This is a genomic window from Telluria beijingensis (assembly GCF_030770395.1).
GTDB classification, from domain to species: domain Bacteria; phylum Pseudomonadota; class Gammaproteobacteria; order Burkholderiales; family Burkholderiaceae_D; genus Telluria; species Telluria beijingensis.
In genome coordinates this window covers 227,826-242,669 of sequence record NZ_CP132480.1, presented here as the reverse complement: position 1 = coordinate 242,669, position 14,844 = coordinate 227,826, and the positions used below count along the sequence as shown (strand labels likewise).

8 protein-coding genes are annotated in these 14,844 nt (G+C 68.1%); 3 read left to right on the top strand and 5 right to left on the bottom strand.

Going from position 1 to position 14,844, the window contains the following annotated elements; translation table 11 throughout:
- Positions 1-2 precede the first annotated feature (2 nt).
- Positions 3-1,865, top strand: a complete 1,863-nt coding sequence (locus Q9246_RS01070; RefSeq protein ID WP_306394764.1) for a hypothetical protein — start codon at positions 3-5, stop codon at positions 1,863-1,865.
- Here Q9246_RS01070 and Q9246_RS01065 read toward each other — a convergent pair.
- From Q9246_RS01065 to Q9246_RS01055, 3 genes are all read right to left on the bottom strand, one after another.
- Entirely contained in the window at positions 1,834-3,171 is a 1,338-nt protein-coding gene (locus Q9246_RS01065) for a sensor histidine kinase (protein ID WP_306394763.1), read from the bottom strand. The genes Q9246_RS01070 and Q9246_RS01065 overlap by 32 nt on opposite strands.
- A 111-nt stretch (positions 3,172-3,282) precedes the next feature.
- Positions 3,283-5,889, bottom strand: a complete 2,607-nt coding sequence (locus tag Q9246_RS01060; RefSeq protein ID WP_306394761.1) for an EAL domain-containing protein — start codon at positions 5,887-5,889, stop codon at positions 3,283-3,285.
- A complete protein-coding gene (locus Q9246_RS01055) occupies positions 5,886-7,922 on the bottom strand; it encodes a sensor histidine kinase, YfiR-like protein-associated (protein ID WP_306394760.1) in 2,037 nt (678 codons plus the stop codon). Before Q9246_RS01055 ends, Q9246_RS01060 begins: the two co-directional genes overlap by 4 nt.
- Positions 7,923-8,237: 315 nt before the next feature.
- Here Q9246_RS01055 and Q9246_RS01050 point away from each other — a divergent pair, with 315 nt between their 5' ends.
- Positions 8,238-8,720, top strand: coding sequence for a CinA family protein (locus Q9246_RS01050; RefSeq protein WP_422802348.1), 483 nt, complete (start codon positions 8,238-8,240; stop codon positions 8,718-8,720).
- A gap of 112 nt (positions 8,721-8,832) precedes the next feature.
- A complete protein-coding gene (locus Q9246_RS01045; RefSeq protein ID WP_306394758.1) occupies positions 8,833-11,676 on the top strand; it encodes a M16 family metallopeptidase in 2,844 nt (947 codons plus the stop codon).
- Here the strand turns inward: Q9246_RS01045 and fdhD are convergent.
- Both fdhD and Q9246_RS01035 read right to left on the bottom strand, forming a co-directional pair.
- Positions 11,673-12,479, bottom strand: coding sequence for a formate dehydrogenase accessory sulfurtransferase FdhD (gene fdhD, locus Q9246_RS01040; protein WP_306394756.1), 807 nt, complete (start codon positions 12,477-12,479; stop codon positions 11,673-11,675). The genes Q9246_RS01045 and fdhD overlap by 4 nt on opposite strands.
- Positions 12,476-14,812 carry an FdhF/YdeP family oxidoreductase gene (locus Q9246_RS01035; RefSeq protein ID WP_306394754.1) on the bottom strand — a complete coding sequence of 779 codons (2,337 nt, stop codon included), beginning with the start codon at positions 14,810-14,812 and terminating at the stop codon, positions 12,476-12,478. The genes fdhD and Q9246_RS01035 overlap by 4 nt, the downstream gene beginning before the upstream one ends.
- Between the last annotated feature and the right edge of the window lie 32 nt (positions 14,813-14,844).

Here is a 14,844-nt window from a genome sequence, read left to right as displayed (position 1 = left end):
GCATGCGTTTTCCACATCACGTAATCAGCAGAATAGAAGCCTGGTTCCAGCGCCGTACCGCGGCGCTGGCGCGGCCAGGTGCGCCTGCCGCCGCGGCCTGGATCGTGCCGATCCTGTTCGGCCTGGTATCGGTCTACCTTGGCCAGGACGAGAACTGGGATTTGCGTAACTACCACTGGTATAACGCCTATGCCCTGCTCAACGGCAGGCTCGACCTCGACATGGCGCCGGCCCAGTTCCAGAGCTACTTCAATCCGCTGATCGACGTTCCCTACTACCTGCTGAGCACGAACCTGCCTGGCCCGCTGGTCGGTTTCCTGATGGGCTGGGTGCACGGCCTGAACTTTGTCCTGCTGCTGGCCATCGCCCGCCTCGTGATCGGGGACCGCGCCGACGGCGCACGCTTGCCGCTGCTGCTGGCCGGCGCCGGCGTGTGCGGCGCCGGCTTCCTGTCGCAAGTCGGCAATACCATGGGCGACAACCTGACCGCATTGCTGGTGCTCGGCGCACTCCACGTGGTCCTGCGCGGCTGGGACGGCTTGCACAGGCTGTCGGGCCGCGCGGCCGTGATGCTGCTGGCATCCGGCCTGTTCATGGGCCTGGGGGTCGGACTGAAGCTGACCAACGCCCCGTACGCGGTGGCGCTGTGCCTGGCGCTGCTGCTGGTACCGGTCGCCTGGCCCGTGCGCATCGGTTTCGCCTTCGTGCAGGGCTGCGGCGTACTGGCCGGCATGCTTGCCAGCGCCGGCTACTGGTGGCTCGAGATGTGGGAGCGCTTCGGCAATCCGTTGTTCCCGCAATTTAACAATGTCTTCAAGAGTCCATTGGCCCAGCAACTGGGCGTGATCGACCATTTCCACATGCCGCACAATGTGCTCGAAGCGCTGTTCTGGCCCTTCGTGTTCATGGTCCAGGTCTCGCGCGTGTCGGAAATCCCGCTCAAGATCACCGTGGTGCCGCTGCTGTATGCGGTGGCGCTGGTCTTTGTCGCCGACTGGCTGCGCCGCCGCCTGGCGGCCAGGGCTGGCGCCGTCGGCGTCGCTTCCCCGCTGCCGACGCGCACCTGCGGCCTGCTGTTCTTCGGCCTGGTCGCCTACCTGCTGTGGATGAAGGTATTCGGCATCTACCGCTACCTGGTGCCGCTCGAGCTGCTGGCGCCGCTGATCGTGTGGATCCTGGCCGGGCGCATTTTCCCGGCCACCCGCGCCGCGCGCATCGGCGGCTGGCTGCTGGCCGCCGCCACGCTGGCCGTGTTTCCCTTCGTCTCCTGGGGCCACGCCGGCTGGGCTTCGCCGAACTTCAGCGCCAGCGTGCCGCCGCTCGCCCGGCCGGCCGACACGGTCGTGTTCACCGCCCATGGCGATCCCCCGATGGGCTGGCTGGCCACCTTCTTCCCGCACGAGGTGCGCGTGATCGCGCTGGCCGGCGGCTTCCCCGAGTCGCCGGCCTGGCTCGAACGCGTCCAGGCCGCCGTCGCCGAGCGGCCTGGCCCTCACTACGTGATGCTGGCGGCCGCCCGCAGCGAGAAGGAAAACAGCCTGCAACGCAAGCGCGCGCTGGTCGATGCGCTCGGCCTGACCGACGACGCGGCCGGTTGCGCGCGCCTGGAGCGCCTGACGCAACGCGGACGCTTCCATGTCGACGTGCGCCTGGTGGACGAACCGGGACGCGCCTGCACGCTGGAGCTGCAGCAGCGCTACGTTGCCGACCTGCCGGAACAGGATCGCGCCCGGATGCAGGCCACCAAGGAAAGGCTGGCGCACTACGGCCTGGCGGTCGACGACGGCGCTTGCCAGACCCATATGGCGAGAGCCGGCACGGCGCCATACCCGTTCAGGTTCTGCCCGGTGACGCTCGCCAGGTAGTCGCAGGGCCGCGCGAGCGGTCTGCGCCATCCGCATAGGCCAGGGCCGCCTCGATCTCGATACGCCATCCGGTACCGGCGCCGGGTGCGGAACACAGGGTGGCATCGGCCTGGATCAGCCGGGCGCGTTCCTCGATGCCACGCAGGCCCCAGTGACCGTGTTTTTCGCGATCGCCGGCGTCGATGCCCCGGCCATCGTCGCGGATGGTCAGCACGAGCGCGCTTGCGCCGTATTCGACGACCACCTCATGCTGCCTTGCATTGGCATGACGAAAAGCGTTGCATAGCGCTTCCCGTCCAATGGCACATAATTGCTGCTGCACGCTCGGCTGGAGCGCCCGTGCCTGCCCTTCGCAACGCAGCATGAATTCCTGGCCAGGCATGGCCATCTGTTCACCGGCGCTCCGCAGGTATTCGTGCAAGAGGGGAACACCGCCTGGGCCAGCGCGCAAGTTTGCAATCGTGTCGCGCCCCTCCTGGATCGCGGTGACGGCGTCGCGCAGGCAACGGCTCAGGGAGTTCCCCAGCGCGGACTCGGACTCGGGCAGCATCGCGGTCGCCTTCATCACGAAACCCTGGAACGTCTGCAGCACGGTGTCGTGCAGGTCGCGCGCAATGCGTTCGCGCTCCTCGCGTTCAGCCACCGCTCTTAATTCATCCAGCAAGTGGAGCATGATGAGCAAGAACAGTATCCAGCTCCCGACAACGAACGTCAGCGTCGCGTTGACCCAGATGACGATGGACGAGAACATCCATGGTGTCGCCGAGGGCGCCATTCCAGCGGCGTCGATGGCGAACAGCGCCTGCATCGTCGCCGCCGCTGCCTGCACGATCATGATGGCGGCTGCGATACCGTAGGCAATGCGCGCATGCGATCTGCCATGCCGCCATAACAGCCAGGCCATCCAGGCATTCGCGCCGATATAGATCGGTGTCAGCACCAGCACTCTTGGAATGCTGTCGGCCGACAGAAGCGTCAACGCCAGCGTCAGGACGGCAATCGATGACAGCAGCAGGGGCAAGGCATGCCGCGGGAACGGACGACCGACGAACTGCGCCGTACCGAACAGGAAAAGAACCTGCCCGCTCACCAGGGGAATATTGAAGAGAAGCGCGAACAGGTGTGGATTGGTAATGACATCCAGTGCATCGAGAAGCGTGGCCAGGCCGACCAGGAAGGCAGCGGCAGCCCATAGCCGGATGCCGGCAATGCGCGGGGCCGCGACGTGGAGCAGGTAGAAGATGACGCTTCCAACGAATGATTTGATGCCCACCACCGCTGCCAGCGTGGACTGATCGAGTTCCATGACGATGATCCAGACGTTAACCAGGCGTTGAGCCGCGCTGACCAACCGGCAGTGTAGGTGCTTGTCATTACCGGAGCAAGTCTCCGAACGGGCAAGAGCAGGCCGTCGAGCCTAGGCCGCCTCGCCCTGCTGGTCTTCCTCGCGCGGCGCCTTGCGGTCGTCATATGGCCCGTACGTCATCCAGTAATGCCGGAACGCGAGGCGGATATTGTCGCGCAGCTGCTGGTCATCCCACGGCTTGGTATAGAAGCGGTAGATCGCCCCGCGGTTGATCGAGTCGAGCACCGAATCCACCCCGGTATACCCCGACAGGATGATGCGGATGGTCTCGGGATACATCTCCTTGACCTTGCTGAGGAATTCGGTCCCGCTCATCACCGGCATGCGCTGGTCGCACAGGATCACGTGCACCCGGTACAGCGCCAGCAATTCGAAGCCCTCGGCCGGCGACGACGCCGTCAGCACGCGGTAGCCGTCGCGCCGGAACAATCGGTGCAGCGCGCTCAACACGTTCGGATCGTCGTCGACCACCAGCAGGGTCTGGACCTTGTCGTCGGCCGCCTGCTTTTCTTCGGGCTTGGCGCGGTTGGACACGACCATCTCGGCCAGCTGGTCGGCCGGCAGCGCGCGCGAAAAATAAAATCCCTGGATCTGGTCGCAGCGGTGGCGCCGCAGGTAGGCCATCTGGGCGCGCGTCTCGACGCCCTCGGCGATCACCTGCATGTGCAGGCTGTGCGCCATGCTGATGATGGCCAGCGCGATCGCGGCGTCGTCCGGGTTGTTGACGATGTCGCGGACAAACGCGATGTCGATCTTGAGCTTGTCGATCGGGAAGCGCTTGAGGTAGGCCAGGCTTGAGTAGCCGGTGCCGAAATCGTCGATCGCGATCCGGATCCCGAGCGCCTTCAGGCGCGTGAGCACCTCGGTGGTGTGCTCGGCGTTCTGCATCAGCGCGCTCTCGGTCAGCTCCAGCTCGAGCAGCCCGGGCTCGATGCCGTGGCGCGCCAGCGCGTCCTTGATCACGCCCTCGAGGTCGCCCTCGACGAACTGGCGGCTCGACACGTTCACCGCCACCCGCACGTCGCGCACCCCGTCCGCGTTCCAGGCCGCGATCTGGCGGCAGGCCTCGTCGATGATCCAGTCGCCGACCCGCACCACCAGCCCCGTCTCTTCCATCACCGGCACGAATTCGGCCGGATACACCAGGCCGTAGCCGGGACGGTGCCAGCGCAGCAGCGCCTCGGTGCCGGCGATACGGCCGGTGTTCAGTTCCATCTTGGGCTGGTAGTGCAGCACGAACTGGGAATCTTCCAGCGCCCCACGCAGCGCCAGCTCGAGGTCCAGGCGCGCCAGCACCTGCACGTTCATGCCGGCGGTGAAGAAGCGGTAGCCGTCGCGTCCGGCCTCCTTGGCGCGCACCATGGCGGTGTCGGCATACTTGACCAAGGCGCCTGGATCGACGGTGTCGTCCGGGTACATCGCGATGCCGATGCTGGCCGTCAGCGCCGCCTGCTGGCCGTGCAGGTCGAACGGCGCGCGCAGGGCGTCGCGCACGTCGTTGGCCATGTTCACCGCGTCCTGCTGCTCGCGCGGCATGGAGAGGATCAGCGCGAACTCGTCGCCGCCCAGGCGCCCGACCGAGTCGCGCACCTTCGCGCAGCGCACCAGGCGCGTGCTGAACTGGCGCAGCAGCTCGTCGCCGCCGCGCGTGCCGAGGGTGTCGTTGATCACCTTGAAGCGGTCGAGCGTGATGCACAGCACGGCCACCCGCCAGTTCTTGTCCTGGGCCAGTTCGATGGTGTCCTGCAGGTTCTCGAAGAACAGGGTGCGGTTCGGCAGGCCGGTCAGGGCGTCGTAGCTGGCCGCGTGGCGCAGGTTTTCCTGGGCCTGCAGTCGCTCGCTGATGTCGCGCGCCACCGCGATCAGCATGCGCTGGGCAGTGCGCGGTCCGTCCTGCTCCTGCAGCTTCCAGCTGATCTCGACCGCCACCGAACCTTCGCCGCCGGCGCGCAGCAGCTCGGTCTCGACGATATCGGCCTCCGATTCGCCATCGCCGTGCGCGGCGCCGCCGCCCAGCAGGCGCTCGAGCTGGGTGCGGGTGGCCAGGCCCAGCGCCACCGGGTCGATGCGCAGCAGCGCGTCGCGCGAGAAACCCAGCATGCGGCAGGCGCCTTCCGAGACGTCGACCATCGCCATGCTGGCGGTGTCGATCAGGAACAGGGCGTCCGGCGTGGCGTCCATCGCGCCGCGAAAGCGCGCCAGTTCGGCGGTGCGTTCGCGCACCTGGCGTTCCAGCTCGCTGCCGTAGTCGAGCGACTCGCGGTGCAGCAGGCGCACCTCGAGCAGGTTGCGGATACGGGTCATCACCTCGACCGTGTCGAACGGCTTGCCGATGAAGTCGCGCGCGCCCGCCTCGAGCGCCGCCAGCTTTTTATCCGGTTCGGCGGTCACCACCAGCACCGGCAGCCACGAATCGCGCTCCAGCGGCTTGAGCGCCTCCATCACGTCGAAGCCGTCCATGCCCGGCATGTGCAGGTCGAGGATGATCAGGTCGAAGCGGTGCTTGAGGTGCAGCGCCACCACCTGGCGCGGATCGTGGGTGGAGCTGACGTTCTCGTAGCCGGTGGTCTTGAGGAGGTATTCGAGCAGTTGCACGTTCACCGGCTCGTCGTCGACGACGAGGATGCGCGCGCGCCGGATGTCGGACAGGGAAATCATTCAGCCTTCCTTCCCGCCGCCCCGCCCGTCCCGGGCCGCTGGGCCAGCGTACTGTTGATCGCTTCAGTGAATTTGTCGATGTCGATCGGCTTGGTCAGGTAGCGGTGGAAGCCGGCCGCCATCCCGCGCTCGATATCGCGCGGCATGGCGTTGGCGGTCAGCGCGATCACCGGGATCCAGGTCGTCTCGGGGTCGGCGCGCAGCTGGCGCAGCACCTCGAAGCCGCTCATGCCGGGCAGGTTCAGGTCGAGCAGGATGGCTTCCGGGCGGTGCGCCTTGGCCAGCTCCAGGCCCAGGTGGCCGTCGGGCGCCGCCAGCAGCCGCAAGTCCTGGCGGAAGGCCACGATCTCTTCGACCAGGCGCAGGTTGGCCGGGTTGTCCTCGATGTACAGCACCAGGTGCGGCTCGCCCTCGTCGGGCAGGGCCGGCGGCGCGCTTGCGTCTTCGGGGCCGCGCTCGGGCAGCGCCGACGCCAGCGGCGCGGTGCTGGCCAGCTCGATCCAGAACACGCTGCCCACGCCCGGGCTGCTGGTGACGCCGATCTCGCCGCCCATCAGTTCCACCAGGCGCTTGGTCACCACCAGGCCGATGCCGGTGCCTTCCTGGGCGCCGGCTTCCTGGCCCAGGCGGTTGAAGGGCTGGAACAGGCTCGCCACCTGGTCCGGGTTCAGGCCGTGACCTGTATCCTGCACCGACAGCCGCAGGCGGTCCGGGGTCGGATGCTCGCAGGTGACGACCACCGCGCCTTCTTCGCGGTTGTACTTGACGGCGTTCGACAGCAGGTTGAGCAGCACCTGCTTGAGGCGAGTACGGTCGGCCATCACCACCGCCCCGTTCCCGTCCGGGAACAGCACCCGCACCTTGCGGGTGGCGGCGATCGGCTCGATCATGGTGCGCACCTCGTGCAGGATGTCGTTCAGCCCCACCGGCTCCATCGACAGCGTGATGGTGCCCGATTCGACCTTGGCCAGGTCGAGGATCTCGTTGATCAGGGTAAGCAGGTGGCGCCCCGACTTGAGGATGTGGTTCGCGAATTCCTTCTTCTGTTCCAGGGTCGAGGGCAGCGTGTCGGAGGTCAGGATCTGGGCGAAGCCCAGGATCGCATTGAGCGGCGTGCGCAGCTCGTGGCTCATCGACGACAGGAAGGCCGACTTGGCCTGGTTGGCGCTGCGCGCCTCCTCGTTGGCATTGGCCAGTTCGGCATTGGCCAGCGCCAGCTGCAAGGTGCGCTCGTCGACCCGTTGTTCCAGCTGTTCGTTCAGGCGCATCACTTCCTGCTGGGCGCGCGAACGCTGCTGGGCTTCGCGCAGCGTGGTGCTGTGCGAATCTTCCAGCGCGCGGGTGCGGCCCTCGATCTCGGTCAGCATGGCATTGAAGGAGTCGGCCAGCTCGGCCGCCTCGTCGTCGCCGACGCGCGGCGCGCGGCGCGAATAGTCGCGGGTGGCGACCACCTCGCGCGCGATCTCGGTGACCGCCACGATCGGCGCCGTGATCACGCGCCCCAGGCGCCACATCAGGAGATAGGCGATCGCCATCGCCAGCAGGGTGACGCCGGCGGCGATCGCGAGATAGTCGAGGGAACGCGCCAGCAGGCGGTTCTCGGCGCGCAGCACGACGGTGCCCACCGTCTCGCCATTCTCGACGATCGGCTGGCGCACCACCAGGTCGTTGTCGTCGTCGCCCGCCGGACTGGCGGCGTCGAGGCGCTGCGCGATCTGGCGCGGCTGGCCGGCGGCGGCATAGGAGGCGAACAGCGCGCCCTTGGCGTCGTAGATGGCGGCGGCGCGCACCCGGGGGCTGGTGCGCAGCAGCGCCAGGTTTTCGTTGGCCAGGCGCGGGTCGTCGAAGCTCAGGGCGGCGGACGTCATGTGGCCGACCAGTTCGGCCTGGGTCGACAGGTCGTTCACCAGGGCGCGGTGGTAGCTGCGCAGGTCATAGGCGATCACGATGGCGATCGAGACCAGCAGCGCGACGAACGTTGTCGTCATCACCACCGCCACCAGCTTCTTGCGGATCGAGCGCTGGCGGCTCATGCATCCTCCACGGACCGCTCACGCATGCGCGGCATGTAAAAGTACCAACAAAGACGAGAAATCAGGCATCCCAGCATAGCAGCACGCTTGCGTTGTGTGTCGCACGGAACATTTTCTGGGCCCCGGCAGGGACCATGCCAGGACGACAATGCGGCTGGCACTGTAAACGTTCCCTTGTCATTTGGGTAGCAATTTTTGAAACTCTGACATGTCGTGCGGCCACGCGGCGCGCTAGAATGGCTCGTACGCGGACAAGCCCGGCCGGTTTCCCGACGCGGCATCCGCCGCGGCCGGCGGCTTGCAAAGGAGACCCACGTGACGAACGAACTCATCGATCTTGCCCAGAAAGTCAGCGACACCCTCGGCCCGCGCAAGCTGATGCTGTCCACCGCTGAATCCTGCACCGGCGGCGGCATCGCGTACACGCTCACCCAAATACCCGGATCGGGCGACTGGTTCGACTGCGGCTTCGTGACCTATTCGAACACCGCCAAGAACGACATGCTGGACGTGCCGGACGCCGTGATCGCCCAGTTCGGCGCGGTCAGCGAAGAAGTGGCGGCAGCCATGGCCTCGGGCGCCGTCGCCAACAGCAATGCCGACATCGCCGTCTCGACCACCGGCATCGCCGGCCCGACCGGCGCCGTGCCCGGCAAGCCGATCGGCACCGTGTGCTTCGGCTGGGCGCGCGGCGACCATGTCCATACCGAGCGCCTTGTATTCCAGGGCGACCGCCAGGCAGTGCGCGAGCAGTCGATCGCCCACGCGCTGCGCGGCATCCTGCGCTTCGTGGAATAAAAACCACCGCCCCGCCCGCGGGCGGGCGGCTTTGCTCCGTATCCACGATAATAGCGAGGAGGCGCACACCCGACCGCGCCTCATGCACTTGTCATAGAATTACGGAGCATATTTGAACATCCCCACCCTGATGGTCCCGCTGGTGCTGGCCGCCGCTTCCGCTACGGCGCCGGCAGCCGGCCAGGCCCAGGAGCAGCCGCCCGCGCCCGCCGCGGCGCCGGTGCCGTCGATCGCCTTCGAGAAAACCGTGCTGCCCAACGGCCTGCAGCTGATCCTGGTCGAGGACAAGCGCCTGCCGATCGTGGCCGTCAACCTGTGGTACCACGTCGGACCGGCCAACGAGGCCCCCGGCCTGACCGGCTTCGCCCACCTGTTCGAGCACATGATGTTCGCCGCCACCCGCCACATCCCGCGCGGCGAGGCCGACCGCCTGCTCGAAGGCGCCGGCGCGACCGACAGCAATGGCGGCACCGGCTTCGACAGCACCAGCTACTACGACACGGTGCCCAGCAACCAGCTCGAACTGGCGCTGTGGGTGCATGCGGACCGCATGGGATTCCTGCTCGACGTGCTCGACCAGCAGGCGCTGACTAACCAGCAGGATGTGGTGCGCAACGAGCGGCGCCAGACGGTCGAGGGCGAACCGTATGGCCTCGTCGAGGAAGCGCTGCTGCAGACCCTGTTCCCCAAGGGTCACCCATATGCCGCCTCGATCATCGGCTCGCACGCCGACATCCAGGGCGCGAAGCTTGGCGACGTGCGTGAATTCTTCGCCAACTACTATGGGCCCAACAATGCCAGCCTGGTGATCGCCGGCGACATCGACAAGGCGCACACGCGCGAACTGGTCGCCCGCTATTTTGGCGGCCTGCGGCGCGGGCCGGACGTCGTGCGGCCGAAGGTGGTCACGCCCCCGATCACGGCCGAGCGCCGGGTCGTGGTGCGCGACCGGGTCGAGCTGCCGCGGGTGTTCATGGGCTGGCTGACGCCGGCCGCCTACCAGCCGGGCGACGCCGAGCTGGCGGTAGCCGCCACCATCCTCGGCGGCGGCAAGTCCAGCCGCCTGTACAAATCGCTGGTGTACGAGCGCCAGATCGCGCAGGACGTCTCGAGCACCCAGACCTCGCTGGCCTTGGGCTCGACCTTCGTGGTCGACGTCACCGCGCGCGCCGGCCACACGCCGCAGGAAATCGAGGCGGCGATCGACGCCGAACTGGAACGGCTGCGCCGGGACGGTCCGCTTGACCACGAAGTCGAACGCGCCCGCAACAGCCTCGAGACCGCCCTGCTGGCGTCGCTGGAAAAACTGGGCGGCGACGGCCTGGCCGAGCAGCTCAACCACTACAACCTGTACACGGGCGATCCCGGCTACCTGGCCAGGGACCTGGCGCGCCTGCGCCGCATCGACGCCGCCAGCGTGCAGCGCGCCGTACAGGCCTGGCTCAAGCCTGAAGCACGCGCCGTGGTGACCGGCGTGCCCGGCAAGCCGAAGGTCGACGATCCGCGCGCGCCCAAGCCGGCCAAGGCTGCGCCGGCGCCGGAGAAACAAGTCGCGCTCAACGAGGCCGAAGCCTGGCGCGCGACGCCGCCCGTGGCCGGCGCCACGCCAAAGGTGACGCTGCCGCGCGGCGAGACCTTCAGGCTCGCCAACGGCCTCACCGTGATCCACCACCACAATCCGGCGCTGCCACTGGTCTCGAGCCAGCTGGTGGTGAGAAGCGGCGGCGCGGCCAATCCGGTGGAGCTCCCCGGCCTGGCCGGCTTCACCGCCCAGATGCTGGAAGAAGGCACGGCCACCCGCAGCGCCCCACAGATCGCGGACGAGATCGCGCAGCTGGGCGCCTTCATGGACACCGGCAGCAGCGACGACGTCTCGACCGTCTCGTTGCTGGCCCTGCGTTCGACCTTCTCCCGCGCGCTCGCGGTGGTGGCCGACATCGTCCAGCATCCCTCGTTCCCGGCTGCCGAGATAGAACGCCAGCGGCAAGACCGCCTGGGCTCCCTGACGCAGCAGCGCGACGATCCCGAAACGGTGGCGGCGCTGGCCGCGGCCGGCGCCCTGTTCGGCAGCGGGCATCCAAAAGCCTACGGCCAGCTGGGCCTCGAGCCGGCGATCCGCGCCACCACGCGCGAAGACATCGCCGGCTTCTGGCGCCGCCACTACGTGCCCTCCAACGCGGCGCTGGTAGTCACCGGCGACATCACGCGCGCCGAGCTGGAAGCGCTGGCCGAGGCGCAGTTCGGCGCCTGGCCGGCGGCGGGTGCGCCCGAGGTAACGCCGGCTGAAACCCGCCCCACCCAGGCGCGCCTGGTGCTGGTCGACCAGCCGGACGCATCGCAGACCGCGCTGCAGGTGGCCTGCATGGGCCCAAGCCGCGACACGCCCGACTTCGCGGCCCTGCAAGTGATGAACGGCGCGCTGGGCGGCATGTTCTCGAGCCGGCTCAACAACAACCTGCGCGAGACCAAGGGTTATACCTACGGCATCTACTCGCATTTCGACTACGACCGCGCGCCGGCGCCGTTCTCGGTCGAGGCCAGCGTGCAGCAGGACGCCACCGGAGAATCGGTGCGCGAGATCCTGCGCGAGATCGCGGCCATGCGCGAGCAGCCGCTGTCCAGCGCAGAACTGGCGGCGGCCCGCAACGCCCAACTGCTGTCGCTGCCGGGCCAGTTCGAGACCAATGCCGACATCGGCGCCAGTCTCACCGAGCTGTTCGTCTACGGCCTGGCGCCGGACTACTACGACCAGCTGGCGCGCAAGCTGGCCGAGGTCGATGCGCAGGCGGTGCAGGACGTGGCGCGCCGCTACCTGGATCCCGAGCGGATGATCGTGGTGGCGGTCGGCGAGCGGCGCAAGATCCTGCCGCAGTTGCAGAAACTCGGCCTGGGCCAGCCAGAGGTGCGCGACGACGACGGCCAGTTGCCGCCGCCGGCCAGGGACAAAAAGCGCTAGGCGACCTGCAGGTCCAGCGCGCCGGGATGGGCGTAGCACACGAAATCCCGGCCGCGCGCGAAGGCCAGCAAGGTCATGCCGGACTGCTCGGCCAGGGCGATGGCCGCCGACGTCGGCGCCGACATGCCGACCAGCGCCGGCGCGCCGGCCATGATCGCCTTCTGCGCCATCTCGAAACTGACCCGGCTGGTGATGAGCAGGAAGCCATCGCCAGGCCGTGCATGCGTGCGCGCCATCGCGCCGATCACCTTGTCGAGCGCGTTATGGCGGCCGATGTCCTCGCGCACCAGGCGCAGGCCGCCATCCATCCCGCACCACGCCGCCGCGTGGAAGGCGCCGGTCAGGTGGTTCAGCTGCTGCCGGGCGCCGATGGCGGCCACTGCGCGGCGCACGCCATCGGCATGCAGGCCGCATGCCGGCGCCACGGCCGGCAAGGCGCGCCGCACCTGGCGCAGGCTGTCCACGCCGCACAGGCCGCAGCCGGTGCGGCCGGCCAGGCTGCGGCGGCGCTCCTTGAGGGCCATGAACGCCGAACCGGCGATCTCGAGGTGGACCGAGACGCCATCGCTCCCCTCCTCTACCTCAATCCCGTAGCAATCGGCAGCGCGCGCGACGATCCCCTCGCTGAGCGAAAAACCGAGCGCGAATTCTTCCAGGTCGGCCGGCGTGGCCATCATGACGGCATGCGAGATGCCGTTATAGACCAGCGCGACCGGCACCTCGTCGGCCACCATGTCCTCGGCCTCGGCAACAACGTCGGCCCGCATGCGCACGACCTGGCAAGCATGGGCGGTTCGTGTCATGCGTGCGCCTCCAGCCGGTCGAGGTCGGGGGCCTTGCCGCCGGCCGCCGCGCGGCGCAGCACCACCGGCACCGATTTATAGGATGGCGTGCCGCTCCGGACGTCGTAGTTGGCGAGCGCAATGAGCCCGTTCGCCTCGGGGTAGTAGGCCGCCACCGAACCGCGCGCAATATCAAAAGCCACCGCCACGAAGTTGCGGATGACGCGCGGCGCGGCGCCGCCGCCGTCGCCGGCTTGCGCCAGCGCTTCGATGTCGACCAGGTCGCCGTGCTCCAGGCCGCGTGCCGCCAGGTCGGCCGGGCTGACGAAGATCACGTCGCGCCGCCCGGTGATGCCGCGGTAGCGGTCGTTCTTGCCGTAGATCGTCGTGTTGTACTGGTCGTGGCTGCGCACCGTGGCCAGCACCAGCGCATCGTTCGCCAGCGGGCGCTGGCAGGCGCCATCGACGACGATGAAGTTGGCCTTGCCGGACGCCGTGCGCCACACGCGGCGCGCGGCCGGGCTGTCGAGACGGAAGCCGCGCGGCACGCGCACCCGCGCGTTGTAGTCGTCGAAGCCGGGGACCACGCGCTCGATGGCGTCGCGGATGCGGTCGTAGTCGGCGACCAATCCTTCCCAGTCGACCTTCGTGTGCGGCAGGGTCGCCCTGGCGATGCCGGCCACGATGGCCGGCTCCGACTTGAGCAGGCTGGAGGCCGGTGGCAGCGAGCCGCGCGAGGCGTGCACCATCGACATCGAATCCTCCACCGTCACCGATTGCGGCCCGCTTTCCTGCACATCGAGTTCGGTGCGGCCCAGGCAGGGCAGCAGGAAGGTATGCTTGCCGACCATCAGGTGCGAGCGATTGAGCTTGGTGGCGATGTGCACCGACAGGTCGAGCTTGCGCATCGCCTCTTCGCATACCTGCGGGTCGGGCATCGCCATCGGCAGGTTGCCGCCCAGGCAGACGAGCGCCCTGGCGCGGCCGTCGCGCATCGCCGCGATCGCCTGCACCGCGCCATGGCCGTGCGCGCGCGGCGCCTGGATGCCGAACTCGCGCTCCAGCGCGTCGAGCAGGTGCTGGCTCGGGAACTCGGTGATGCCCACCGTGCGGTCGCCCTGGACGTTGGAATGGCCGCGCAAGGGGCAGATGCCGGCGCCTTCGCGGCCGATATTCCCGCGCAGGAGCAGCAGGTTGGCCAGCTGCTGGACGTTGCCGGTGCCGTGCCGGTGCTGCGTGATGCCCATGCCGTAGCAGATGATCGTGCGCTCGGCCTTGGCGTAGATGGCAGCCGCTTCTTCGATGTCGGCGCGCGCCAGGCCGGCGTCCTGCTCGATCTCGTCCCACGACGTGGCGTGGAGGTCGGCCACCAGCTGTTCGAAGCCGCTCGTGTGCTCGCCGATGAAGTCGCGGTCGAGCACACTGTCGCCGCCGTCGGCAAGCTGCCGCGCGTCCAGCGCCAGCAGCGATTTCATCATGCCCTTGACCACTGCGGCGTCGCCGCCGATCCTGACCTGGTAATAGTGCGAGGCGATCGGCACCGCCTTCCCGAAGGTCATCTCGGCCGGATGTTGCGGCGACTTGAAGCGCTCAAGGCTGCGCTCCTTGAGCGGGTTGAACACCACGATCGGCGCCTTCCGCAGCGAGGCGGCGCGCAGGGTGGACAGCATGCGCGGGTGGTTGGTGCCCGGGTTATGGCCGAACGAGAAGATCGCGTCGCAGTGGTCAAAATCCTCGAGTGTGACGGTGCCCTTGCCGACGCCGATCGACTGCGGCAGGCCGACGCTGGTCGCCTCGTGGCACATATTCGAGCAGTCGGGGAAGTTGTTGGTGCCGTATTCGCGCACGAACAACTGGTACAGGAAAGCCGCCTCGTTCGAGGCGCGGCCGGAGGCATAGAACTCGGCCATGTTCGGGTCGGGCAGTTTGCGCAATTCTTCTCCGATGCGGCGGAAGGCGTCTTCCCACGCGATCGGCACGTAACGGTCGGTGGCCGCGTCGTAGAGCATCGGGTGGGTCAGGCGCCCTTCGCCCTCGAGGAAGATGTCCTCGCGCTGCCACAGTTCGCTCACGCTGTGGCGGGCGAAAAAGTCGGGCGTCACGCGCTTGCTGGTCGCTTCCCAGGCCACGGCCTTGGCGCCGTTTTCGCAGAATTCGAACGACGATCCTTCGCGCGGATCGGGCCAGGCGCAGCCCGGACAATCGAAGCCCTGCGGCTGGTTCACCTGCAGCATGATCGGCGTGCGGGTGGCCGACATCTCGCTGCGCAAGGCCTTGGCCACCGCCTGCAAGGCGCCCCAGCCGCCTGCCGGGCCGCCGTATTCCCCGACTCCCGGTACGTCTTTCCTCGGCATGTCTCCTCCTGTGTTGATGACCATTCTAGGAC

What these genes read in the sequence shown, in the direction of transcription:
- Q9246_RS01070 (WP_306394764.1), top strand. Translation starts at nt 3, where the DNA reads ATGCGTTTTCCACATCACGTAATCAGCAGAATAGAAGCCTGGTTCCAG.
- Q9246_RS01065 (WP_306394763.1), bottom strand. Translation starts at nt 3,171, where the DNA reads ATGGAACTCGATCAGTCCACGCTGGCAGCGGTGGTGGGCATCAAATCA.
- Q9246_RS01060 (WP_306394761.1), bottom strand. Translation starts at nt 5,889, where the DNA reads ATGATTTCCCTGTCCGACATCCGGCGCGCGCGCATCCTCGTCGTCGAC.
- Q9246_RS01055 (WP_306394760.1), bottom strand. Translation starts at nt 7,922, where the DNA reads ATGAGCCGCCAGCGCTCGATCCGCAAGAAGCTGGTGGCGGTGGTGATG.
- fdhD (WP_306394756.1), bottom strand. Translation starts at nt 12,479, where the DNA reads ATGACACGAACCGCCCATGCTTGCCAGGTCGTGCGCATGCGGGCCGAC.
- Q9246_RS01035 (WP_306394754.1), bottom strand. Translation starts at nt 14,812, where the DNA reads ATGCCGAGGAAAGACGTACCGGGAGTCGGGGAATACGGCGGCCCGGCA.